This is a genomic window from Shewanella sp. 4_MG-2023 (genome assembly GCF_030548015.1).
GTDB lineage: Bacteria > Pseudomonadota > Gammaproteobacteria > Enterobacterales > Shewanellaceae > Shewanella.
In genome coordinates, this window is record NZ_JAUORL010000003.1 from 116,639 (window position 1) to 138,628 (window position 21,990).

Below are 21,990 nucleotides of genomic sequence, written 5' to 3' on the forward strand. Positions count from 1 at the left end.
CCTGAAATTAAACTTAATTTGTGCTAATTCGTATCGTTAGGGTTTTAGAGAGAATTTTTAAGAGGATAAGCTAAGCTTGATATTTTCGTTAGTAACAGAAAAACTAGATCACAGCTGAGGTTTTATAATCAGGATTAATATCAAGGCTTGATAAGGGCTGGTAGTTTGAACAGTCTCTAAGTTTTTAGTAAAAGTTAAGCATAAAAAAACCACGCTAAGAAGCGTGGTTTTTATTACCATCAAAGGTGAATGCTAACAGTTATGCTTTAGACATATCTGCTGAAGCACTATTGGCCACTTTTGACTTAACGCTATTGGCTTCAGTTTGCGAAGCTTGATACTCGCGGCCTTTTGGCACAGCTTGCTGAGTACGAACCTCTGTTACTGGCTTAGTCGTATCTGACATGACCATAGAGCCGAAGCGGCTAGCGACAGGTGCTTTTTTAACAGCTGGTTCAGCTTTAACTTCGGTTGGTGCGACAGTTGTTGGTGCGACTGCGGCTTTACGTTGTATTGCAACAGGCTTAGTCATAGGTGCAGATGCAACCGTTTTAACTTCAACTTTAGCTGTTTCAGGTTTAACTTCAACCGCTGGCGTTTCAGTTTTAACTTCAACCGCTGGCGTTTCAGTTTTAACTTCAACCGCTGGCGTTTCAGTTTTTACTTCAACTGCTGGCGTTTCAGTTTTAACTTCAACCGCTGGCGTTTCAGTTTTAACTTCAACCGCTGGCGTTTCAGTTTTCACTTCAACTGTTGGCGTTTCAGTTTTAACTTCAACTGCTGGCGTTTCAGTTTTTACTTCAACTGCTGGCGTTTCAGTTTTCACTTCAACTGCTGGGGTTTCAGTTTTAACTTCAACCGCTGGCGTTTCAATTTTAACTTCTACTGCAGGTGTTTCGGCTTTAACTTCGACAGCTGGCGTTTCTACAGTAGGTGCAGCTTTAGCTTCGTTAGCTTGCTCTGCATCAAGTTGTTTTTCTAGCTCATCAACAGATGTAAATACAGCAGGGCTTGACGAGGTATCATCTTCATCACGACGACGACGTTGACCCGCTGCACGAAGGTGGCGAGGGCTACGACGGCTACGGCGCTGTCCTTCACGCTTGTCATCAGCATCTTCATTTACGGTTTCAGAAGCATCTTGAGTTGCTGTGATTTCTTCTGCAGATGTTGTGTTAGCAACAGCGGTTTCAGTAACAGGCGCCTGAACCGGTGCTTGCGCTTCAACTGGCGTTTCAGCTTCTACTTTAATGTCAGTTTCAGTGCTAACGTCTTTAGTCACTGGAACAGCAGCCTTAGCTTCAGATTTAGCTGAATCATTTTTAGTGATAACTTCAGCGTCTTTTCTTGGGCGGCGAGTACGGGCAGGTTTTGAATCCTGTTTGGTCTCTGGCTTAGCTTTAGGTTCAACTGCAACTTCAACCTGTGAAGTGGTGGTTTCCGCTAATTTAGCTTCGTTTTGCTCATTTTCAATTCGCACTTTACGACGCATGTTACGACGTTGACGACGCTCTCTCGCTGCTTCTTGCTTAGGCGATTTCTCAGCATCTTGACGTGGCTTTTCTGTCTTCGCTTTTGGCTCTGCTTTAGTTGGACGCTTATCAAGTTGTTCTTTATTAGCTACATCTCTGTCCGACTTTTTATTGCGCGCTTTATTATCACGACCTTTATTATCAGCGTCGTTGCGAGTATTACGGCGGTTGTCATTTCGAGAATCGTTACGACGACTGTCATTACGAGAGTCGTTACGACGATTACGACGGTTGTTTTGTGCTTCTTTACGGTTCTTATCAGCAGATTTAGTTTCAGTTTTAACTGGCTCTGGTGAGGCGAATAAACCACTAATAGCAGCAACAATTTTTGAGAAGAACCCAGGCTCTGCAGGCGCAGCCGGTTTGGCTACTGCAGCAGGTTTAGCTGCAGTTGTAGCTGCAGGCGCCGCTTTAGGGGTACCGAAGCCTTTAATTGCTGGCTGTTGTGCTTCCGCGCGCTCTAATTTGCGAGGCTCGTAAAGTTTTGCAGCAGGCTTTTCAACACGCTTGTAGCTTGACTCAACCACTTCATCATCGCTTCTGAGGCGTGATACGCGGTAATCTGGTGTGGTCATATGTGCATCTGGGATGACATAAACTTCAACTTTATGGCGCTCTTCAGTAATACGAATTGCTTTACGCTTTTCATTTAACAAGAAGGCCGCTACATCGACAGGCACTACTGCTTCTATTTGAGTGGTGTTTTCTTTAATTGCTTCTTCTTCCATTAAGCGAAGAATAGAAAGCGCTAAAGACTCAGTGCTACGAATCGTACCTTGACCGTGACAGCGAGGACATAAATGGCCAGCTGATTCACCAAGAGAAGGACGAAGACGTTGACGAGACATTTCCATCAGGCCGAAGCGTGAGATGCGACCGAGTTGAACACGGGCACGATCTAAATGAACCGCATCACGCATTCTATTTTCAACTTCACGTTGGTGTCTAACAGGGGTCATATCGATGAAATCGATAACCACTAAACCGCCTAAGTCACGAAGACGTAATTGACGGGCAATTTCATCAGCAGCTTCTAGGTTAGTGTTTAATGCTGTTTCTTCGATATCACCGCCTTTGGTTGCGCGTGCAGAGTTAATATCGATAGAGGTCAACGCTTCAGTTGGGTCAATAACGATTGAACCACCTGAAGGCAAACGTACTTCACGTTGGAAAGCCGACTCGATTTGAGATTCAATTTGGAAGTGAGTAAATAACGGCACTTCTGATTCATAACGCTTAACGCGCTCAACAAAATCTGGTCGAACTAAACCTATGTGCTGTTTAGCTTCTTCAAAAATGCGCGGGTGGTCGATTAGAATTTCACCGACATCACGGCGTAAGTAGTCACGTATTGCGCGAACAATAACGTTACTCTCTTGGTGAATTAAGAAAGGTGCAGGTTTGGTTTGCGCGGCCTCTTGAATTGCATCCCAGTGATGTTGTAAAACTTTCAAGTCCCACTTTAATTCAGCAGCATCTTTACCAACACCTGCAGTTCGAACGATTAAGCCCATACCGTTTGGCACTGATAACTCAGACATTGCCGCTTTAAGTTCAGTACGCTCATCACCTTCAATGCGACGAGAAATACCGCCAGCACGTGGGTTATTAGGCATAAGTACTAAGTAAGAACCTGCAAGACTGATAAAGGTTGTTAGCGCAGCGCCTTTATTACCGCGTTCTTCTTTATCAATTTGAACGATAACTTCTTGACCTTCAGATACCACTTCTTTGATATTTGGACGGCCTTGGAAAGAGTAACCTTTAGGGAAGTATTCGCGAGCAATTTCTTTTAGCGGTAAGAAACCATGGCGATCAGCACCATAGTCAACAAAAGCAGCTTCTAAAGAAGGTTCTACGCGGGTGATAGTACCTTTATAGATATTTGATTTTTTTTGTTCATGGCCTGGGCTTTCGATGTCCAGATCATACAATTGTTGCCCATCAACTAGGGCAACACGCAACTCTTCAGACTGAGTTGCATTAATTAACATACGTTTCATGATGACTTAATTCTTCTAATAAGGTCATCAAACAAAGTAAATTCGCTGCATTACGGGCCTAAAATGGTTATGCACAAAGCCTCGCGGCTGGTTTTTAGGCAAGTTAGGTGCGCATTACTGTAAGACGCATCGCTGCGTGTCGCATCCTATTTATGGCTTATTTTTTAATAATTACAAAAACAAGGAATTGGTTGTTCATTATCAACCAACCCCATAAATTTAATATTTCTTCCGATAATGCCCAAGTCGAATTGGTTTGTTTGATAACAAGCTAAAATTTGTTCGAATTTGGGATGGTATTTTTCAGGAAAACTTTTAAAATAAAGATGACACCGACGGTTTAATTGTAAAAACGAATTATTTCGTTTTGTGATGTTTACAATTTGCAAATCAATGACTTGCTACCAGTCTTGTTCATGAATTCTACTGAAAAAACACCGTAATAAATTGAGTTTGTGAACATTTTATCCACTGTTTATCCTCAATCACAGCGCAAATATAGCAATAATCAATTTAGACAGCAATCAAAACTCTCATTCTTATTGTCCCATCAGGTAGAAACTTAGGTTACAATACGCGCCGTAATAACTTAAGGCGCATCATGAATACAGAAACTCCCACAAAAGTTCAATTGGTCACTATTGATGAAGACCATTTCGAACAACGCATTGACAATTTTCTTCTCACCAAATTGAAAGGTGTACCTAAAAGCATGATTTACCGAATCGTGCGTAAAGGTGAGGTGAGGGTTAATAAAAAAAGAGTGAAGCCAGAATACAAGCTTCAACTTGAAGATGTTGTTCGTATTCCGCCAGTTAGAATTGCGGAAAAAGACAACCGCACAGCGCCGTCTGCAAAACTGTCTAAAGTAAGCCAGTTAGAAAGCAGAATCATTCATGAAGATAATCATCTTATCGTGCTGAACAAACCTGCAGGTATCGCAGTTCATGGTGGTAGCGGTGTCGATTACGGTGTGATTGAAGGATTACGTTCTTTAAGGCCACAGCAAAAATTTTTAGAGCTAGTACATCGTTTAGATAAAGACACCTCTGGCGTGTTGCTTATTGCCAAAAAGCGCAGTGCACTTAAGCATTTGCATGAGCAACTTAGAAACAAAACGATGCAAAAGGATTACCTTGCATTAGTTAGAGGTGATTGGCAGGCAAAAGACAAAGTGGTTAAAGTGCCTTTGCTAAAAATTACCTTAAAATCCGGCGAACGTATTGTTCGTGCCAATCAAGAAGGTAAACCTTCTGAAACACGTTACAAAATTATGCAGCGTTACCAAGGATGTACCTTAGTCAAAGCCAGTCCAGTGACAGGTCGAACTCACCAAATTCGCGTGCATTGTCAATATGCCGGCCATGCTATTGCGTGTGACGACAAATACAGTGAGCAAAAATTTGACGATTCTATGCGGGCTAAAGGTTTAAATCGTTTGTTCTTGCATGCTGCAGAGCTTAAATTTAAACATCCTGACAATGATGAAGTCACCACAGTCAAAGCGCCACTTGATGATGTTTTGTTAGCCACTTTAGATAAATTGACTCGTGCATGAAGCTAAATAATATAAAGCAGTACCAATTAGTGATTTTTGATTGGGATGGCACCTTAATGGATTCAGTCGGTAAAATTGTCGATTGTATGCAAAGCGTGGCGCAATCATTAGCACTTGATATTCCCTCTGAGCAAGCGGTTAGGGATATCATTGGCTTGTCTTTATTACCTGCGTTAGAAAAATTATTTCCTCATCATGGGAATAAGTACGATGAATTAATCGCAGGTTATAAACACTATTACCTTAATGTTAATCTAACACCATCGCCTTTGTTTGACGGCATAGAGCATTTACTTGCACAACTCAAAACCGCTGGTTACACCTTGGCAATTGCCACTGGTAAAAGGCGGGCGGGCTTAGACCGAATGTTGGCTGAAACTGGTTTAGGGCAATATTTTGTCGCGACTCGCTCAGCCGATGAAGCGCATTCGAAACCGCATCCATCGATGATTTTATCTTTGCTCGAAGAGTTAAATATTAACGCGGATCAAGCGGTGATGATCGGTGATTCAAAACTTGATATTGCGATGGCGAACAATGCTAAGGTAAACAGTATTGCGGTCACCTATGGCGCCCATAGCCTAGAGGATCTGTTAACTGAAGGGCCCACAGCCACAGTTAATCAGCCGAAAGATATTTTATTACATATATAAGCAGAGCCATAATACGCTTTGCTTACTTTTGTAATTCATAAAGCCGATGTTAACCGCATCGGCTTTTTTGTGAGCCAATTACCAGTTGAACTGACAGCTAGCAAAACGGCATTGTGCAAGCTAAAGACGGTCTTGTTGAAAATTTAGCATTGTGTAAATATTTTTTAGCATCAAAAAGTTTATAGCACGTTTATATTATGGCGCTTTAATAGCTCGATTAAGCGGATTAATGGCAGACCAATGAGGGTATTAGGGTCATCTCCCTCAAGGCGTTCAAATAAAGCAATACCCAGTCCTTCAGATTTAAAACTACCTGCGCAATATAAAGGCTGCTCTAAATCAACATAACGCTCAATTTCTGCAGTCGTTAATTTTTTAAAGTGCACAGTGAAGGGTTCTACAATGCTATAAGCTTGCTGTGTGACATTATGGATAACACTTAAGCCAGTATAAAAGGTAATAGATTGACCTGAGGCTTGCTTAAGTTGTTTAACTGCGTTTTGTTTGTTTAGTGGTTTACCAATGATTTGTCCATTAATGACGGCCACTTGATCAGAGCCGATGATCACAGCAGGAATATGCGCTTGCTGACAGCTCGTTTGATTAAATAACTCAACACCAGCATGTGCTTTTAATTGCGCTAAACGCAAAACTAATTGCTGCGCTGTTTCATCTTTAAGCGGCGTTTCATTGGTTTTTGGGCTGACACATTCAAACGGCAGTTGTAATTTTTCTAATAACGCTTTGCGATAAATAGAGGTGGAAGCTAGGATGATTTTAGTGTTCATGGCTCACTATTCGGGGAATTAGACAATTACTTCTATAATACGATAAAAAAGCGACTGAATGGAGTAATTTTAGTCGGATCGCGCTTGTGATCGCGGGCTGTGACAGGTAAAATTTCGCTTCGATCCATTTTAATGTTGGTGTTTAAGTAATGAGTCTATTTTGTTTGGTTAAGTCATTAACCACAATTTGGATAAATTTTCTTTGACTCTAGCGTTTTCAAACTATAATATGCGCGCCTTATGCAAACAGTAAAGATACCAGTATCAATTGATCCTATTCGAACTGCAGCCAGTGGTCTTCGTTATGAAGGCATAGTGCCTGGGGTTCAAAATAAGCGATTAAATGAATTATGTGCTGGCGATTGTTCCGATGTGACAGTGTCGTTAGAATGTGGCGTCGATATTCAGGGGATAGTCTACCTTCGCGGGAAGGCTGTGACGGAGCTCACTCTGCTATGTCAACGTTGTATGACACCATATACCACAAAGGTTACGGTCGACTTCAGCTTTGGTCTTTGTAAGACCCAAGATGAAATCGATGAGCTCCCGGATGCGTATGAGCCGATTGAGTGCAATGAAATTGGTGAAGTTCGTCTACATCAATTGGTTGAAGATGAATTGATAATCGCTATGCCAATTATTCCTATGCATCAGAATGATGATTGCAATTTAGGAACGAGCGACGTAGTTGTAGGCGAGATTGACCCCTCTCATGAGGAGCGTCCAAATCCGTTTGCAGTGTTAGAAAAACTGAAGAGCAAGTAATCTAGGAGACAGGTCAAATGGCTGTACAACAGAATAAAAAATCACGTTCAAAGCGCGGCATGCGCCGTTCACACGATGCATTGAGCACAGCTCAATTATCTGTAGACGCTACTAGCGGTGAATTACATCTACGTCACAATGTGACTGCTGATGGTTTTTACCGCGGTAAAAAGGTTATCAACAAGTAATTGTTGCTAATCTTATGACGAATCTGACGCTCGCGTTAGATGTGATGGGGGGCGATCATGGCCCCCTCGTCACAGTGCCTGCAGCCTTGCAGGCACTGAAATTTAACCCTCAATTATCAATTTATCTAGTCGGTAATCAAGCCGAAATAGACCCATATCTAATTGATATTGAAACGGCTATTCAAGCAAGAATTCAAATTATCCATACCACTGAAGTCATCACTATGTGTGATCGACCAATTCATGCTATCCGTTCTAAAAAACAAAGTTCAATGCGCTTAGCATTAGAATTAGTTAAAGATGGTAAGGCTCAGGCCTGTGTGAGTGCGGGTAATACTGGCGCGTTAATGGCGCTATCAAAGATCTTATTAAAAACCTTGCCCGGTGTAGATAGACCTGCATTAGTCAGTTGTTTACCTGCTATGACAGGTAAACCAGTCTATTTACTCGATCTGGGTGCTAACGTTTCTTGCGATTCTGAAACCTTGTTTCAGTTTGCTGTCATGGGCTCGGTGTTATGTGAAGTTGTGCATAAACGCTCTAGACCAAAAATTGCGTTACTTAACGTCGGTATTGAAGACGTTAAAGGTAACGATCAAGTCCAACAAGCAGCTCAGCACCTGATACACACTTCTCAAGTCAATTACGATGGCTTTATTGAAGGTGATGAGATATTTACCGGCAAAGTCGATGTTATCGTCTGTGACGGCTTTGTTGGCAACATTACATTAAAAACATCTGAAGGTATTGCTAAGTTATTAGTTCATCAATTAAAACATGGATTAACTCAAGGCTTTTTCGTTCGTTTGTTATCAAAATTCCTCGCTCCACGTATCCAAGCTGTACTGAGTAAGATGAACCCCGACCACTACAATGGTGCAAGTCTGATAGGATTGCGCGGAATAGTAGTAAAAAGTCACGGAAATGCTGATGAAGCCGCTTATTTACAAGCAATCAATTTAGCTGCAACGGAAGCAAAACGTCGTTTACCGGAAATGATTAAAGATCGTCTGGAGACGATTCTTTTAGACATCAATAGCTGATCTCATAATATGTATACAAAAATTCTCGGAACTGGTAGTTATCTGCCGGTGCAAGTTCGTAGTAACCACGATCTAGAAAAAATGGTCGACACCTCTGACCAATGGATTGTGGAACGTACGGGTATTTCAGAGCGACGCATCGCTGCTGAATATGAATCTGTGACTACCATGGGTTATCAAGCTGCGCTGAAAGCCTTAGAAATGGCAGGTGTTGAAGCAAGCGAATTAGATATGATTGTCTGTGGTACAACCAGTGCCAATAATGCATTTCCAGCTGCGGCTTGCGAAATACAAAAATTATTAGGCATTCATACTATTCCTGCATTTGATATTGCTGCCGCATGTTCAGGCTTTGTTTATGCATTGTCGGTTGCAGATCAATTTATTAAAACCGGTGCCGCTAAGAAAATATTGGTGGTGGGCGCTGACGTGTTGTCACGCCTGTGCGATCCTGAAGATCGCAGTACCATCATATTATTTGGTGATGGTGCTGGCGCTGCGGTTATTGGCGCCAGTGAGCAACCGGGTATTATTTCAACCCATATTTATGCCGATGGCCGCCAGGGGGATTTGCTAAAGTGCACATTCCCGCCTCGGGCCAGCGAAACATCAGAAGCTGTGAGCTTTATGACCATGAAGGGCAATGATGTCTTTAAGTTTGCGGTGACGCAATTATCCCATGTGGTGACAGAAACCCTGCGAATTAATAATATCGACAAGTCTGAAATTGATTGGTTAGTACCACATCAAGCCAACTTTAGAATTATTAAAGCGACCGCCAAAAAGTTAGATATGAGTTTAGATAAAGTGGTATTAACGCTGGCAAAGCACGGTAATACTTCAGCAGCTTCTGTGCCTATCGCGTTAGATGAGGCAGTAAGAGATGGCCGTATTAAACGCGGACAGCTTATTTTACTTGAAGCATTTGGCGGTGGATTTGCTTGGGGCAGTGCGCTAGTTAGATTCTAGATATCATTGATAAATAGCAGTAGGATATAACGCGATTAATTTATATTTTACAGCTAGCAAAAAATAAAAAGTTGTTTTTCAAAAACGAATAAAGGTAATAATTATAATGGAAAATATAGCGTTTGTTTTTCCAGGTCAAGGCTCGCAATCAGTTGGTATGCTTGCTGATTTAGCAGCTGATTACCCTGTAGTAACTGAGACATTTGCTCAGGCGAGTGCCGTATTAGGTTACGACTTATGGGCATTGGTGCAAGATGGACCTGCTGAAACTCTAAATGAAACAGATAAAACTCAGCCTGCATTATTAACCGCAAGTGTGGCTATCTGGCGCGTTATCGAAGCAAGTGGCACGATTAAACCTGCTGTTTTAGCAGGCCATAGTTTAGGTGAGTATTCAGCATTAGTGTGTGCTGGCATTATTGCCTTTGAAGATGCGGTAAAATTAGTTGAATTGCGCGGTCAATTAATGCAGCAAGCAGTACCAGCAGGTACCGGTGCTATGTACGCCATTATTGGTTTAGATAATGATGCAATTGCTAAGGCATGTGAAGAGTCAGCAAATGGCGCTGTTGTTAGCCCTGTGAATTTTAATAGTCCTGGCCAAGTAGTTATTGCGGGTGAAAAAGAAGCCACAGAAAGAGCCGCTGGCGCATGTAAAGCTGCTGGCGCTAAAATGGCAGTTGCTTTACCTGTGAGTGTGCCGTCACATTGCGCATTAATGAAACCTGCAGCTGATAAACTGGCACTTGCATTAGAGAATATCAAGTTTAACTCGCCGGTTATTTCTGTGATTAATAACGTTGATGTAGCAAGCCCTAATGATGCAGCTGCAATTAAAGATGCGCTAGTTCGCCAATTATATTGCCCGGTACGTTGGAGTGAGACAGTTGAGTTAATGGCAAGTCAGGGGATTACTGATTTAGCTGAAATTGGCCCTGGTAAAGTATTAACTGGGTTATCAAAAAGAATTAATAAGTCATTAAAAGGGCAAGCAATTAATAATGCAGCCACTTTATCAGCTTTAATCCAATAAGGAATATTCATGAGCATTAGCTTTGATTTAACAGGTAAAGTCGCGTTAGTTACTGGCGCAAGTCGTGGTATTGGCCGTGCCATCAGTGAAACACTGGTTGAAGCAGGCGCTACCGTGATCGGCACTGCAACCAGTGAAAAAGGTGCCGCTGCAATTCAAGATTACCTTGGTGATAACGGCTTTGGTTTAGTATTAAATGTGACTGATAGTGAATCAGTTACACAATTATTCAGCCAGATAAAAGAAAAAGCCGGTGATGTTGATATCTTAGTAAACAATGCTGGTATCACACGTGATAATTTATTAATGCGCATGAAAGATGATGAGTGGCATGATATTCTTGACACTAATTTGACATCACTGTTTAGATTATCCAAGCCGGTTATGCGGTCTATGATGAAAAAGCGCAGCGGCCGTATTATTAATATTGGCTCTGTGGTCGGAACCATGGGTAATGCCGGGCAAGTAAACTACTCAGCAGCTAAAGCTGGTTTGATTGGATTTACAAAATCTCTTGCAAGAGAGGTTGCATCTCGTCAAATTACCGTTAATGCTGTTGCCCCTGGATTTATCCAAACAGACATGACAGATGAGCTTAATGAAGAGCAGCAAAAAGCTTTCATGGCGCAAGTTCCAATGGCTCGACTCGGTCAGGCGCAAGAGATTGCCAATGCGGTATTGTTTCTAGCTTCTGACTCTGCAGCTTACATCACTGGTGAAACTTTGCATGTAAACGGCGGAATGTACATGGTCTAAGGACCATAATTGATAACGACTTTTATTGAATCTCGTTTGATATCAAAGTATGATAATTTTCGTGGTTAGACCACGAAAACTAAGCTTGCAATGTCAGCTGGATCGAATAAACTACTCTCAATCTTACGCAAGTGTGTAATTTGAATAGGAAAGAAAACTAATGAGCAACATCGAAGAACGTGTAAAGAAAATCATTATTGAGCAACTTGGCGTTAAGGAAGAAGACGTTAAATCAGCTGCATCATTCGTAGACGATTTAGGTGCAGATTCTCTGGACACTGTTGAATTGGTTATGGCTCTAGAAGAAGAGTTTGACACTGAGATCCCTGATGAAGAAGCTGAAAAGATCACTACTGTTCAAGCAGCGATCGATTACGTTTCAAAAAATCAGTAATCCCTGATTCACTAAAACAGGTGGCATTTATGCCGCCTGTTTTTGTTTGTGGCGTCGAATAAATGTCGACTTAACTCTCTATAAAAGTGAGTTAACCCATCATTTCTTATCATCCGTTTGATCTTTTTCCTTTGATTGGTGGTGGGTTAACAGAATATCTCTTGGCGAATGCCTCATAAAATACAAAGGTGAATGCTGTGTCTAAACGTCGTGTGGTAATTACAGGTTTAGGACTAGTTACTCCAGTGGGTAACGATGTCGAATCTTCTTGGCAATCTTTATTAGCTGGTAAAAGTGGTATTGCACCTATTACCAAATTTGATGCAACTGAATTTAGTACTCGTTTCAGTGGCTCGGTAAAAGACTTCGATGTTGAGCAATATATGTCTCGCAAAGATGCCCGTAAAATGGATTTATTTATCCAATACGGCATGGCTGCAGGTATACAAGCAATGACAGACTCAGGTCTTGATATGGAACAAGAAAATCCAGCGCGAGTTGGCACAGCGATTGGTGCTGGTATGGGCGGAATGCCATTAATTGAGCAAAATCATGCAGCATTGCTTAAAGGTGGCCCTCGAAAAGTGTCGCCATTTTTTGTTCCTAGCACCATTATTAATATGATTTCTGGTCATTTATCTATTAAGTATGGCATGACTGGGCCAAACTTTGCAGTGACAACAGCTTGTACAACGGGTGTGCATAATATTGGTTTTGCAGCGCGTACGATTGCCTACGGTGACGCCGACGTTATGGTTGCTGGCGGTGCTGAAGATGTTACTTGTCCGTTAGCTGTTGCTGGTTTTGGCAGCGCCAAAGCCTTATCAACTCGTAATGACGATCCAACCGCTGCAAGCCGCCCATGGGATAAAGACCGTGATGGTTTTGTTATCGGTGATGGCGCAGGTGTGTTGGTGATGGAAGAGTATGAGCATGCTAAGGCGCGCGGCGCTAAAATTTATGCAGAGCTTGTTGGCTTTGGTATGAGTGGCGATGCTTTTCATATGACATCACCACCAAGTGATGGTGCGGGCGCTGCTGCAGCAATGGTTAATGCCATTAATGATGCGCAAATTGCCAATGAAGAGGTTGGTTATATCAATGCCCATGGCACTTCGACTCCAGCAGGTGATAAAGCTGAAGCGGCTGCGGTTAAGTCGGTGTTTGGCGACCATGCTTATGATTTACTTGTAAGTTCTACTAAATCTATGACCGGACATTTATTAGGTGCAGCGGGCTCAGTTGAAGCAATTATTACAATCTTAGCGTTGCGGGATCAAATTGTACCGCCTACCATTAATTTGGATAACCCTGATGAAGGTTGTGACTTAGATTTTGTACCGCACGTAGCCAAACCCCATAGTTTTGATTATGCATTGTGTAACTCATTTGGCTTTGGTGGCACTAATGGTTCACTTTTATTTAAAAAGTAACGTGATTAAAATGTAATAAAAAGGCAGTCACTTTAAAAGTGACTGCCTTTTTATTTAAATTAATTAAAGCTTACAGTTTTATTAGTCGCTGCTGTACTCGCTCAATGTCGTTACTCTTACCCACTAATTGAATATGATCGCCTTCTTCAGTTATCAGATCAGGAGTAATCAACATATCAAATTTATTTCTGGCAAGTGCTGTAATACATACTGAACTGTCGGTATTGGCATTCAGCATTTTTTTAATCGCTTTTAGTGACAGACCAACTAAGTGGTTAGGCTTAATCACGTATTCAAATGTCGTTTCAATAATGTTGCTATCATCAATAGCGATTTCAGTACCAATGATATTATCATCATAATAATAAAGTGCATTATTAGGTCCGGTAATGGTCACAATATCACCTGCTGCAATCATATCAGGCTGTTGTTTATCAAGGTTTTGGCTTAAGGTTAATTCAAAACTCACATCAATTGCTGCCTCATTAAGTTGTAACAAGGTTTTATCGACGACCGTACTATCGTTATTTACTTCAAATGAGCGAGAAACAATATTTTTAGTGGTATTGATATTTTTTGGCTTAAATGGATCCATTAACAAGAGTTTACTCTCTGTATATTTAGAGCCAGATAAAAAACCAATGATATAGATAAATATACCCAATAGCAGTACACCAAGTTCTGGCTCTAAATGGAGATGAAGCAGTGTGATGGTGATGCAACCACCGATAAAACTAGCCAGAATACCAAAAACTCTGTGCATGCTAATTAAGCCGATTAAAAAACCTATTACTAATGTTAAAACAAAAGTGATGTATGGGTTGGAATGAAATAAATTTTCAATTGTTTCCATAATTATGACTACTTTATTTTGGAGCGATTTATGCCAACAATACTCATTACTGTATATATTAATTACATAGTAGAGATATTCACCCTTGGTAAAATATCACCAACGATAATCAATACAGTGTGGTGTTATGCAGTCATAATAAAGTGCAGTCAGTTTTATAGACAATCTCATTTGAAGGATGAAACCCTGCATTGAAGTTGCTGAAGATAACTAAAGGGATGAAAGCCTCTTAATGCAGAGGCTACTAATACAAATATGATGCTATTATTTGGATCTAACTCTATTTATATAGTTAGCTATGGCTGATGTGATAGACTTTTTGGCCGGCATAATTTGTTTTGAGTGTGGGTTCCAAAGTGATATAGGTACTTGTAATGCGTCTTGTATTTGTTCTATTTCTATCGGTATAAGATCGTGTGCAGTATATTCCATGGAATTGATTAACAATGGGAAAATGCTCCACCCAAGACCTTCTTCAACCATTTTAATGATGAGAGTCAGTTGATCTACCACTTCATAATTGGAGGAGACAATGATTTTTTTACTCATATCATCATCAAGCATGGATTTTAAGATAAACTGACGGCTAGTCTTCATTTTAGCCAAGGTTGCTTCAGAGTTTAGTGTTGCTAGGTCAGCGTCTTTGTTGGTGAAAGCGGCAAATGACATGTTACATAAAAAAGTATGATCGATGCTGTTTAGCACTTTGCTTTCGTATACATTCACAATTCCAAAATGAATACTGCCGTCTTGTATTCCCACTTTAATATCATTTTTGGTTCTGACGAGGAAGTTAACTTTTAATGATGGGCTGTCAATTAGCAGTTGTTTTCTAATCTCAGATATCACTTGTTGCGGTATAAAACTGCAATACCCAATTGTAATTGAATTAAGCTCACCAAATGCCAAGCTCATGGCCACTTGGTCAAAGGTTTTGGATTGCTCAATAGCCTGTTTGGCATAGTTATAAAGTAGTACTGCATCTTCAGTCGGTTCAACGGTTCTACCGATCCGTTCAAACAGGGTAATGGCTAATTGATCTTCAAGGTTATTAATGACTTGGCCAATAGTTGTACGATGTTTGTCCAGTTTCACCGCTGCTTTACTGAAAGCTTTCTGCTCATAGACAGTTACAAAGGCAAGAAGTTGTTCCAAACTAAAGTTCATAGTTGTCTCTTCAAATAATGAAAAATGCGATGTGGTATGCATTTGGGGTTATACCGTCACTTAAATCACAATTTATCACACATAAAAACAATTGTTTATAGATTTCGATGGGTGAGATCCATCATAGATGATTACAAGATTTTCTCTGCCGCCATTAAAATATATGCATAAATGAGTAAGAAGACATTAAGTCAATGTTTTTTAAATAGTTAATATTATTTAGGTGATAGGCGTATGAGCATAATGCCCCATGAAGTGGTAATCGGTGATGTGTATTTTCCGCCATTATTACTGGTTGCCGCTATGGCATATATATTAACCGGCGTAGTTACCGCTATTGGTACTAAAATTGGTTTACATAAATATGTCGCAGCTCCGGCCATAGTTGAATTGTCTATGGTTATTCTTTTTATCGGCTTAATTAGCCAATTTATTTCCATATTTTAAGTAGGTAACGCCAATGTTTAAACGTTATTTTATTACCCTGTTGCTGATGGCGGCGGCAATAGGTGTTTTGTATAGTCAGTATCAAACTTACACTGATAATCCTTGGACAAGAGACGGTCAAGTCAGAGCCTATGTTATCCAAGTAACCCCACGAGTGACAGGTCAAATTGTAAAAGTTAATGTCATTGATAATAGTCATGTACAAAAAGGTGATGTGCTTTTTGAGATTGACGCTAGCCTATACCAAACCAGTTTACAAAAAGCGGTAGCAACTGAAAAGCAATCACAAGCATTAGTTCGTAAGGCTCAGAACGAGTCTAGTCGTGCTATTGAATTAGAAAAGCTAACCCCTGGTGCTCAGTCAGTGTTAACCCTTAATAATCTACAAAATGCAGTTGAAACCGCACAAGCGAACTTGTTAATGGCAAAAGCCCAAGTGGCAGAAGCTAAATTAAATCTAGCTTACACTAAAATTACTGCACCAACAGATGGCTATATTACTAATTTGAATTATCGAGTAGGCTCACAAGTCGTTGCTAATTCGCCTGTTGTTGCTTTGATTGATGAAAACAGTTTTTGGATTGACGGTTTTTTTAAAGAAACTGATTTAAAAGATGTGGCTATTGATAATAAAGCCCAAGTCACATTAATGATGCATGACCAAGTCACTTTAGAAGGTAAAGTACAAAGTATTGGTTACGGCATTTCGAAAACTGATGGCAGTACCGGCAATTCGTTACTACCTAATGTGAACCCGAATTTCGAGTGGATCCGCTTAGCACAACGCATTCCAGTTAAGATAAAACTTGATAAGTTACCTGAAGATATTCAGCTGCGAGTTGGTATGACGGCATCGGTAAAAATTCTGAAGCATTAAATTTTATAGAGTGAGAATGTGTATGCTCAGTTTACCCGTTAAGGAAGCGATAAAAGTTTCTGTCTCTGTCGGTATAGCAATTGCCTTAGCATTGTTTTTTCAATGGGAAAAACCTTATTGGGCTGCTATTACCGTTATTGCCATTGCTTCAAATGAAACTCTTGGGCATGGCTTACACAAAGGTAAAAACCGCCTTATAGGTACAGTTTGCGGCATTAGTGTGGCGTTATTTCTGGTGAGCTTTTTTGCCCAGACTCCGATGTTATTCATTGGTTGTTTACTGTTGCTTTTGGCTGTTAGCGTGTGGTTTGCTGATAATTTGCGTTATGGTTATGCATTTACCATGGGCTTTACTGTGTGCACTATTGTTGCGGTAATGGGAGGCTTTAATGGTGAAGCTTCATTTGATATTGCGGTTTTACGAATACAAGATAATTTACTTGGAGTGCTAGTTTATTCAATTGTTTATCGTTTTATTTGGCCTTTAAACACTGAATCTTTATTCTTTAGCAGCGTTGACTCTGCGTTAAATGCTTTTCATAAAATAGATAACGCGCTTAACGAGGCTGCAAAAAGTGCTCATCATGATAATATTCAAGACTTATTAGTCGATGCACAATTACTGATTGATAAATTAAGTGACTTGATCAGTATGCCATTGAGTTCCAGTTATAAACTTCAACATGAAAAAGATAAATGGACTGTCATAGTCGATGGTTTTTCTCACGTTCTGCAGCATAGCAAATCCACCATCAAGTTGTTATCCAGTGATAAACCCAATGATGATAAGTTGCAACAGTTAGGTTATTTTTCCCAAGAAATTAAAATGCTTGATAATGCCATTAATGGCGAAAAGTTAGATGTTGAAATTTTAGCTAACTACTGGAAGCAAGAGAGCATAAAGCCCCAAAACTCGAAAGAGGCTGTAAAAGAAAATTTATTGAAAGTGAGAATTAACAGAGTTATAAAGGCGGTTGCAATAGCCTCAACTTGTTATGGCGCATGGATATATTTTGCCTTACCTGGTGGTATTTTTATCCCTATGTTTGGTTCAATTTTTGCCAATATAACAGTCAGTTTACCATTTCCTTTAATGAAGCAGGTGATATTATCTGCACTGCTATGGGGAGTGTTTTTTTTACTGCAATATATTTTTATAATGCCCGCATTTACAGAGCTTTGGCAGTTAGTTGGTTTTTATATGATTAACGTTTTCCTCATTTGGGGACTTTTTCCAAAGCCTGCAATGATGCTAGTGCGTATGCTAGGTGGCAATTTACTTATGGTAATGACTATGAGTGCATTACATTTAACGCCTAGTTATGACATTAATACGCCATTGCTGATACTGGTCATATTAATGATTACCGTGATTGTTGCACGTTTCTATAATCAATTATTTATGCTCAAATAAGAGAAATAAGATTTCCTCATGACGCTCAATACAGCATTGAGCGTCATTAATAGCCTCGAATTTAAATTCTTTTATATATAATTCCAGTTTAACCCCCTAATCCTTCTATTGGTTTTGATCCGTTTTTATTTTATCTACTTAGGTAATTTTGATGCTGATTTGCTGTTTATCTCAGTAGTGGTTTTTATTCATGTAGGGTTTAATCCATCAATAGCGATTAAATATCTAATAAATAAACACATACAATATTCCCATTGAACGGAAAAAGCGCGTTAGCCAATAACGTTTGCTGAACTTGCATTATGTTTTTCCGAAATTTGAATCAGGAAATGATTCGATAACTTATTTGCCATAGATTGGCTTTCAAAGGGTACTATTAATGAATCAAACGCTATTTTGTTCACTTAATCATTTTTCTACTTCTCGCTGTATTCTAAAAGCAATACCAATAGCCATATTGTTAACACTCTCAAACGTAAGTTATGCGCAGGAAAGTATTTTTGTTGAAGATAAAAACAACAAACAACTCATTAATTCAGCGGAGCAAAATGTTTTTCAACAATACGGCGTTTCAGAAGATATTTTGAAATTAGGCTTAAGCTCGCTGTCACTAGGTGATCAGCAAGTTGAGCGTGTGGTTAGAACCTTGGAAGTCGGCGATAAGGTAAAAAGTTCAGATGTGTTTTTGGTTCAAAGTACAGATACTCGCGGTAATATTGATCTGAGAATTAAATATGACCAATCTAAATTAGATGATAATGAGGATGTCATAAAAACTATCGAACAAATAACTAAAACAGAATATCGCTTGAAAAATTACATGGAAAGTTATGATAAGTCTTCCGTCGTTGTTGATGAGATATCTGCCAATGAAATAGAAATAAGCTTTAATTACTCTAAATATGGTTTACCGCAAGATATTGCTTATTTTCGTTTTATGCGGGTTAAGCTTACTGTAGTAAATGGTGTTGCAACCAAAATGGTCATGACCAATTCAAAACCATTTGATTTTGATGCGTTTAGTGTCGAACATTATCGTCAAGAAGTTGATTTAATGACACTGGTTAACGGACACACAGCCATTGCAAATAAAGTGATTCACGCTACTGGTAAAAAAGGTAACAAAGAAGCAAGTTATCACGCAACTATCAAGCCCGTGGCATTTTATGATGATGAACATGGTGCATTAGTTTTTGATGAAGCGTCATTAAAAATGGTTTCTGATCCGCGCATTCGTGAAGAAAAGGTCGATTTAGATAGACTCTTTCCGTTAATGAGTGATTTAGTTCGCCAGCAAGGTATTGATGTGCCACTGCCATTTGGTTTTTCGGTCGCTTATCGAAATCAAGATATGGATTTTGGTTTTGATAGTTTTAATATTATGGGGGTAGATTTGGATGAATGGTTTGATCCATCGAGCTCAGTTGGCACTGTTAATGCTGAAAGTTATTCATTCAGAGCTGATGTCAATATTTTACCGTTTTGGAATATATATGCTTTAGTGGGCAAGGTGAATGTGGATGCAGTCGTTGATGCCCAATATACCGGAAAACTTAAAGATGTGTTTGAAGATAAGCTCGGGGTTATCGGTGGCAGTTTGGCATGCAGTTTATTAGAAAATCAGGGCGCTGATTTATGCTCACCAGGAAGAGTCGAAGTGCCGCTACATTTAGAATATGATCTGGCAGGTTTGGGGACAACGCTTTCTGTCGGTTATAAAGAATTTTTTGCATCTGTTACTGCAACTTACTCTAAAACTCGTCTTGATGGCCAGGATTGGGGAGATGGTATTGTGACTATCCAGCCAATGCTTGGTTATCAATTCCTTGAGTCGCGAGCACAAATTTTTATCGGCGCAGAATATCAAGGCCTTAAGCCTTCGATGACTGGTAATTTAGGCGATATATTGGGAACCGGTGAAGACTTTACTTTTGATGTGGGTGTAGGGTTAGAACAATGGGCTTATTTAGTGGGTTTTAATAAACAGATAGGTCGTCATTTAAATTTGACAGGGCTGTACAATAAAGGTGAAACAAGAAGTTCATTTACTTTAAATTTAGGTTATCGTTTTTGATGTATTCAGTGGTAATTCAAGAGCCACCCATTAGCTAACCCTTTATAGTGTCAGTTTTAGTAAGCACAACTTTTTTAAGTTGTGCTTTTTTGTTTTTTGAAACTCAGCAGTATTTTTTTGAACTACCAAATAGCAATTAAGTACTCTTTCATCAAATATTTTCATTTAGGCATAATTTTTACTCATTTCTTTGATTAATTATCGTAAACTGACATTAATTAGCTGAATTAGGAGTCGTTATGGCCGGATTAGAAAGAGAAATTACCTTAAGGTTTTTAGCTGAACCTGCAGATGTGAACTTTGGCGGCAAAGTGCATGGTGGCGCGGTGATGAAATGGATTGATTTAGCTGCATATGCTGGTGCTGCAGGTTGGAGTGGTAAATATTGCATTACCGCTTATGCTGGTGGTATTCGTTTTGTAAAGCCTATCCATGTGGGCAATATTGTTGAAGTAAGCGCCAAAGTTATTTATACCGGCACATCGTCCATGCATTTTGGTATAGCGGTTAAAGCGGGTGACCCTAAAGAGCCTGAACGTCATCTTACTACCCATTGTATCGTGATTATGGTCGCAGTTGATGATGATGGTAAACCTACATCAGTACCTGAGTGGGTCCCCCAAACAGATGATGATATTCGTTTGAGGGATTCAGCATTACGTTTAATGGATATGCGCAAAAAAATTGGCTCTGAAATGGAAGCCCATGTAAAACCGGCTTTGTAATCAATGTAATAGCCAAAATTCAATCGCTTACTCATAAAGCCTGACTCGTTTTGGCTTGTAGCACAATCAACACTATTTTTAATAAACAACCACAATAATAATGAACGAAGGAATGATATGGCTAAAGTAGCATTTATCGGCTTGGGCGTGATGGGATACCCAATGGCAGGGCATTTGGCTAACCAAGGGCATCAAGTTACGGTTTATAATCGCACCACAGCAAAAGCGCAGCAATGGGCAGCGCAATATTCTGGTGAGTTAGCATTGACCCCAAAACTTGCGGCAGTAGAGCAAGATATCGTGTTTACTTGTGTGGGTAATGATGACGATCTTCGCCAAGTGGTTTTAGGGGAAGATGGCATTGTTCATGGGATAAAAGCTGGTGCAATTTTGGTCGATCACACCACCGCATCTGCCGATGTTGCTCGTGAACTGGCAGCCGTGCTTGCTAAGCAAGAGGTTGAGTTTCTAGATGCGCCCGTATCAGGTGGTCAAGCCGGTGCTGAAAATGGCGTGTTAACTGTGATGATGGGCGGAAAAGAAGCCGTTTTTAACCAAGTAAAACCGGTCATTGAGGCCTATAGTCGCTGCGCAGAATTATTAGGGGAGGTTGGCGCGGGCCAGTTAACCAAAATGGTCAATCAAATCTGTATCGCAGGAGTGGTGCAAGGGCTTGCCGAAGGGTTACACTTTGCTAAAAGTGCAGGTCTTGATGGTTTAAAAGTGGTTGAGGTGATCAGCAAGGGCGCAGCTCAAAGCTGGCAAATGGAAAATCGTTATCAAACCATGTGGCAAGGTGAGTATGACTTTGGCTTTGCCATTGACTGGATGCGTAAAGATTTAGCTATTGCTTTAGATGAAGGGCGTCGTAATGGTAGCCAGTTACCAGTTACTGCCTTAGTGGATCAATTTTATTCTGAAGTACAAGCCATGAAAGGTAACCGCTGGGATACTTCAAGTTTGTTAGCGCGTTTAGAAAAAAACCGCTAGACGCTCTCAATGGTGATAACTTATTAGCCATTGCACAATTTTGTCGTTTAAGTTGCGAATTTAGTTTGTTGGTAACATAAAAGCTCGCTGGTATTTAACATTGCCAGTGAGCTTTTTTGTTATCGTATTAGCCCTTGGTATTTGTAAAAAATTCAATAATTTACTATCACTTGTTGTAATAATGTTCATTGGTTCTCAAGGTGATTGATTAGCTTATAAGCATTTGCTGCTCATAAATGGCGCTTAAGTTAATAGATCGTTAATTTGTATTAAATTATACTATCGGAAATATAAATTCGATTTAATTTAAATGCCGCATTTTACTCAA

20 protein-coding genes are annotated in these 21,990 nt (G+C 40.0%); 16 read left to right on the plus strand and 4 right to left on the minus strand.

Annotation, left to right across the window (positions count from 1 at the left end):
• Positions 1-259 precede the first annotated feature (259 nt).
• Entirely contained in the window at positions 260-3,535 is a 3,276-nt protein-coding gene (gene rne, locus Q4546_RS02455) for a ribonuclease E (protein ID WP_303445621.1), read from the minus strand.
• Between the two features lie 601 nt (positions 3,536-4,136).
• On the opposite strand from rne, the gene rluC reads away from it, so the two are divergent.
• A complete protein-coding gene (gene rluC / locus Q4546_RS02460) occupies positions 4,137-5,093 on the plus strand; it encodes a 23S rRNA pseudouridine(955/2504/2580) synthase RluC (protein ID WP_102520007.1) in 957 nt (318 codons plus the stop codon).
• Positions 5,090-5,746 carry an HAD family hydrolase gene (locus tag Q4546_RS02465; protein WP_102440289.1) on the plus strand — a complete coding sequence of 219 codons (657 nt, stop codon included), beginning with the start codon at positions 5,090-5,092 and terminating at the stop codon, positions 5,744-5,746. Before rluC ends, Q4546_RS02465 begins: the two co-directional genes overlap by 4 nt.
• Positions 5,747-5,925: 179 nt before the next feature.
• On the opposite strand, the gene Q4546_RS02470 is transcribed toward Q4546_RS02465, so the two are convergent.
• Positions 5,926-6,534, minus strand: coding sequence for a nucleoside triphosphate pyrophosphatase (locus Q4546_RS02470; protein ID WP_303445622.1), 609 nt, complete (start codon positions 6,532-6,534; stop codon positions 5,926-5,928).
• 240 nt (positions 6,535-6,774) lie between these two features.
• Between Q4546_RS02470 and yceD the strand changes: the two genes are divergently transcribed.
• The 8 genes from yceD to fabF all read left to right on the plus strand — a co-directional run bounded on the left by yceD (position 6,775) and on the right by fabF (position 13,115).
• Positions 6,775-7,299, plus strand: a complete 525-nt coding sequence (yceD, locus tag Q4546_RS02475) for a 23S rRNA accumulation protein YceD (RefSeq protein ID WP_076536204.1) — start codon at positions 6,775-6,777, stop codon at positions 7,297-7,299.
• Between the two features lie 17 nt (positions 7,300-7,316).
• A complete protein-coding gene (gene rpmF / locus Q4546_RS02480; RefSeq protein WP_011496728.1) occupies positions 7,317-7,487 on the plus strand; it encodes a 50S ribosomal protein L32 in 171 nt (56 codons plus the stop codon).
• Positions 7,488-7,501: 14 nt separating this feature from the next.
• Positions 7,502-8,530 (plus strand): phosphate acyltransferase PlsX, encoded by a 1,029-nt coding sequence (gene plsX, locus Q4546_RS02485; RefSeq protein WP_076536206.1) that lies wholly within the window; start codon positions 7,502-7,504, stop codon positions 8,528-8,530.
• A gap of 9 nt (positions 8,531-8,539) precedes the next feature.
• A complete protein-coding gene (locus Q4546_RS02490) occupies positions 8,540-9,499 on the plus strand; it encodes a beta-ketoacyl-ACP synthase III (RefSeq protein ID WP_102440291.1) in 960 nt (319 codons plus the stop codon).
• Positions 9,500-9,605: 106 nt separating this feature from the next.
• Positions 9,606-10,532 carry an ACP S-malonyltransferase gene (fabD, locus tag Q4546_RS02495; RefSeq protein WP_102440292.1) on the plus strand — a complete coding sequence of 309 codons (927 nt, stop codon included), beginning with the start codon at positions 9,606-9,608 and terminating at the stop codon, positions 10,530-10,532.
• A gap of 9 nt (positions 10,533-10,541) precedes the next feature.
• Complete coding sequence (fabG, locus tag Q4546_RS02500; RefSeq protein ID WP_102477237.1) at positions 10,542-11,288, plus strand: 3-oxoacyl-ACP reductase FabG; 747 nt, start codon at positions 10,542-10,544, stop codon at positions 11,286-11,288.
• A gap of 160 nt (positions 11,289-11,448) precedes the next feature.
• Positions 11,449-11,682: an acyl carrier protein gene (gene acpP / locus Q4546_RS02505; RefSeq protein WP_011496723.1), complete on the plus strand. Its 234-nt coding sequence runs from the start codon at positions 11,449-11,451 to the stop codon at positions 11,680-11,682.
• Between the two features lie 197 nt (positions 11,683-11,879).
• Complete coding sequence (gene fabF / locus Q4546_RS02510) at positions 11,880-13,115, plus strand: beta-ketoacyl-ACP synthase II (RefSeq protein ID WP_102440294.1); 1,236 nt, start codon at positions 11,880-11,882, stop codon at positions 13,113-13,115.
• A gap of 70 nt (positions 13,116-13,185) precedes the next feature.
• Here fabF and Q4546_RS02515 read toward each other — a convergent pair whose 3' ends face one another.
• Both Q4546_RS02515 and Q4546_RS02520 read right to left on the minus strand, forming a co-directional pair.
• Positions 13,186-13,878 (minus strand): TrkA C-terminal domain-containing protein, encoded by a 693-nt coding sequence (locus Q4546_RS02515; RefSeq protein ID WP_303445623.1) that lies wholly within the window; start codon positions 13,876-13,878, stop codon positions 13,186-13,188.
• A 354-nt stretch (positions 13,879-14,232) separates the two neighbouring features.
• The gene (locus Q4546_RS02520; protein ID WP_303445624.1) at positions 14,233-15,135 is read right to left on the minus strand and encodes a LysR family transcriptional regulator; all 903 of its coding nucleotides are present in this window, start codon (positions 15,133-15,135) and stop codon (positions 14,233-14,235) included.
• Between the two features lie 234 nt (positions 15,136-15,369).
• Here Q4546_RS02520 and Q4546_RS02525 point away from each other — a divergent pair, with 234 nt between their 5' ends.
• The 6 genes from Q4546_RS02525 to Q4546_RS02550 all read left to right on the plus strand — a co-directional run bounded on the left by Q4546_RS02525 (position 15,370) and on the right by Q4546_RS02550 (position 21,662).
• Positions 15,370-15,582, plus strand: a complete 213-nt coding sequence (locus Q4546_RS02525; protein WP_102437895.1) for a DUF1656 domain-containing protein — start codon at positions 15,370-15,372, stop codon at positions 15,580-15,582.
• A 13-nt stretch (positions 15,583-15,595) separates the two neighbouring features.
• Complete coding sequence (locus tag Q4546_RS02530; protein WP_102437893.1) at positions 15,596-16,459, plus strand: HlyD family secretion protein; 864 nt, start codon at positions 15,596-15,598, stop codon at positions 16,457-16,459.
• Positions 16,460-16,475: 16 nt separating this feature from the next.
• On the plus strand, positions 16,476-17,873 hold the full coding sequence (locus tag Q4546_RS02535; RefSeq protein WP_102520010.1) for an FUSC family protein: 1,398 nt from the start codon (positions 16,476-16,478) through the stop codon (positions 17,871-17,873).
• A 379-nt stretch (positions 17,874-18,252) separates the two neighbouring features.
• Positions 18,253-19,947 (plus strand): hypothetical protein, encoded by a 1,695-nt coding sequence (locus Q4546_RS02540; RefSeq protein ID WP_198589307.1) that lies wholly within the window; start codon positions 18,253-18,255, stop codon positions 19,945-19,947.
• A 239-nt stretch (positions 19,948-20,186) separates the two neighbouring features.
• Positions 20,187-20,672 (plus strand): acyl-CoA thioesterase, encoded by a 486-nt coding sequence (locus tag Q4546_RS02545; RefSeq protein WP_102437889.1) that lies wholly within the window; start codon positions 20,187-20,189, stop codon positions 20,670-20,672.
• 117 nt (positions 20,673-20,789) lie between these two features.
• Positions 20,790-21,662 (plus strand): NAD(P)-dependent oxidoreductase, encoded by an 873-nt coding sequence (locus tag Q4546_RS02550; protein WP_102437887.1) that lies wholly within the window; start codon positions 20,790-20,792, stop codon positions 21,660-21,662.
• The last annotated feature ends 328 nt before the right edge of the window (positions 21,663-21,990 follow it).

Excerpts from the sequence above, each read along its gene's own strand:
- fabD (WP_102440292.1), top strand. The coding sequence starts at position 9,606 with ATGGAAAATATAGCGTTTGTTTTTCCAGGTCAAGGCTCGCAATCAGTT.
- rne (WP_303445621.1), bottom strand. The coding sequence starts at position 3,535 with ATGAAACGTATGTTAATTAATGCAACTCAGTCTGAAGAGTTGCGTGTT.
- rpmF (WP_011496728.1), top strand. The coding sequence starts at position 7,317 with ATGGCTGTACAACAGAATAAAAAATCACGTTCAAAGCGCGGCATGCGC.
- Q4546_RS02515 (WP_303445623.1), bottom strand. The coding sequence starts at position 13,878 with ATGCACAGAGTTTTTGGTATTCTGGCTAGTTTTATCGGTGGTTGCATC.
- Q4546_RS02490 (WP_102440291.1), top strand. The coding sequence starts at position 8,540 with ATGTATACAAAAATTCTCGGAACTGGTAGTTATCTGCCGGTGCAAGTT.
- plsX (WP_076536206.1), top strand. The coding sequence starts at position 7,502 with ATGACGAATCTGACGCTCGCGTTAGATGTGATGGGGGGCGATCATGGC.
- Q4546_RS02470 (WP_303445622.1), bottom strand. The coding sequence starts at position 6,534 with ATGAACACTAAAATCATCCTAGCTTCCACCTCTATTTATCGCAAAGCG.
- Q4546_RS02540 (WP_198589307.1), top strand. The coding sequence starts at position 18,253 with ATGAATCAAACGCTATTTTGTTCACTTAATCATTTTTCTACTTCTCGC.
- Q4546_RS02530 (WP_102437893.1), top strand. The coding sequence starts at position 15,596 with ATGTTTAAACGTTATTTTATTACCCTGTTGCTGATGGCGGCGGCAATA.
- Q4546_RS02550 (WP_102437887.1), top strand. The coding sequence starts at position 20,790 with ATGGCTAAAGTAGCATTTATCGGCTTGGGCGTGATGGGATACCCAATG.
- rluC (WP_102520007.1), top strand. The coding sequence starts at position 4,137 with ATGAATACAGAAACTCCCACAAAAGTTCAATTGGTCACTATTGATGAA.
- yceD (WP_076536204.1), top strand. The coding sequence starts at position 6,775 with ATGCAAACAGTAAAGATACCAGTATCAATTGATCCTATTCGAACTGCA.
- Q4546_RS02520 (WP_303445624.1), bottom strand. The coding sequence starts at position 15,135 with ATGAACTTTAGTTTGGAACAACTTCTTGCCTTTGTAACTGTCTATGAG.
- acpP (WP_011496723.1), top strand. The coding sequence starts at position 11,449 with ATGAGCAACATCGAAGAACGTGTAAAGAAAATCATTATTGAGCAACTT.
- Q4546_RS02525 (WP_102437895.1), top strand. The coding sequence starts at position 15,370 with ATGAGCATAATGCCCCATGAAGTGGTAATCGGTGATGTGTATTTTCCG.
- Q4546_RS02535 (WP_102520010.1), top strand. The coding sequence starts at position 16,476 with ATGTGTATGCTCAGTTTACCCGTTAAGGAAGCGATAAAAGTTTCTGTC.
- fabG (WP_102477237.1), top strand. The coding sequence starts at position 10,542 with ATGAGCATTAGCTTTGATTTAACAGGTAAAGTCGCGTTAGTTACTGGC.
- Q4546_RS02545 (WP_102437889.1), top strand. The coding sequence starts at position 20,187 with ATGGCCGGATTAGAAAGAGAAATTACCTTAAGGTTTTTAGCTGAACCT.
- Q4546_RS02465 (WP_102440289.1), top strand. The coding sequence starts at position 5,090 with ATGAAGCTAAATAATATAAAGCAGTACCAATTAGTGATTTTTGATTGG.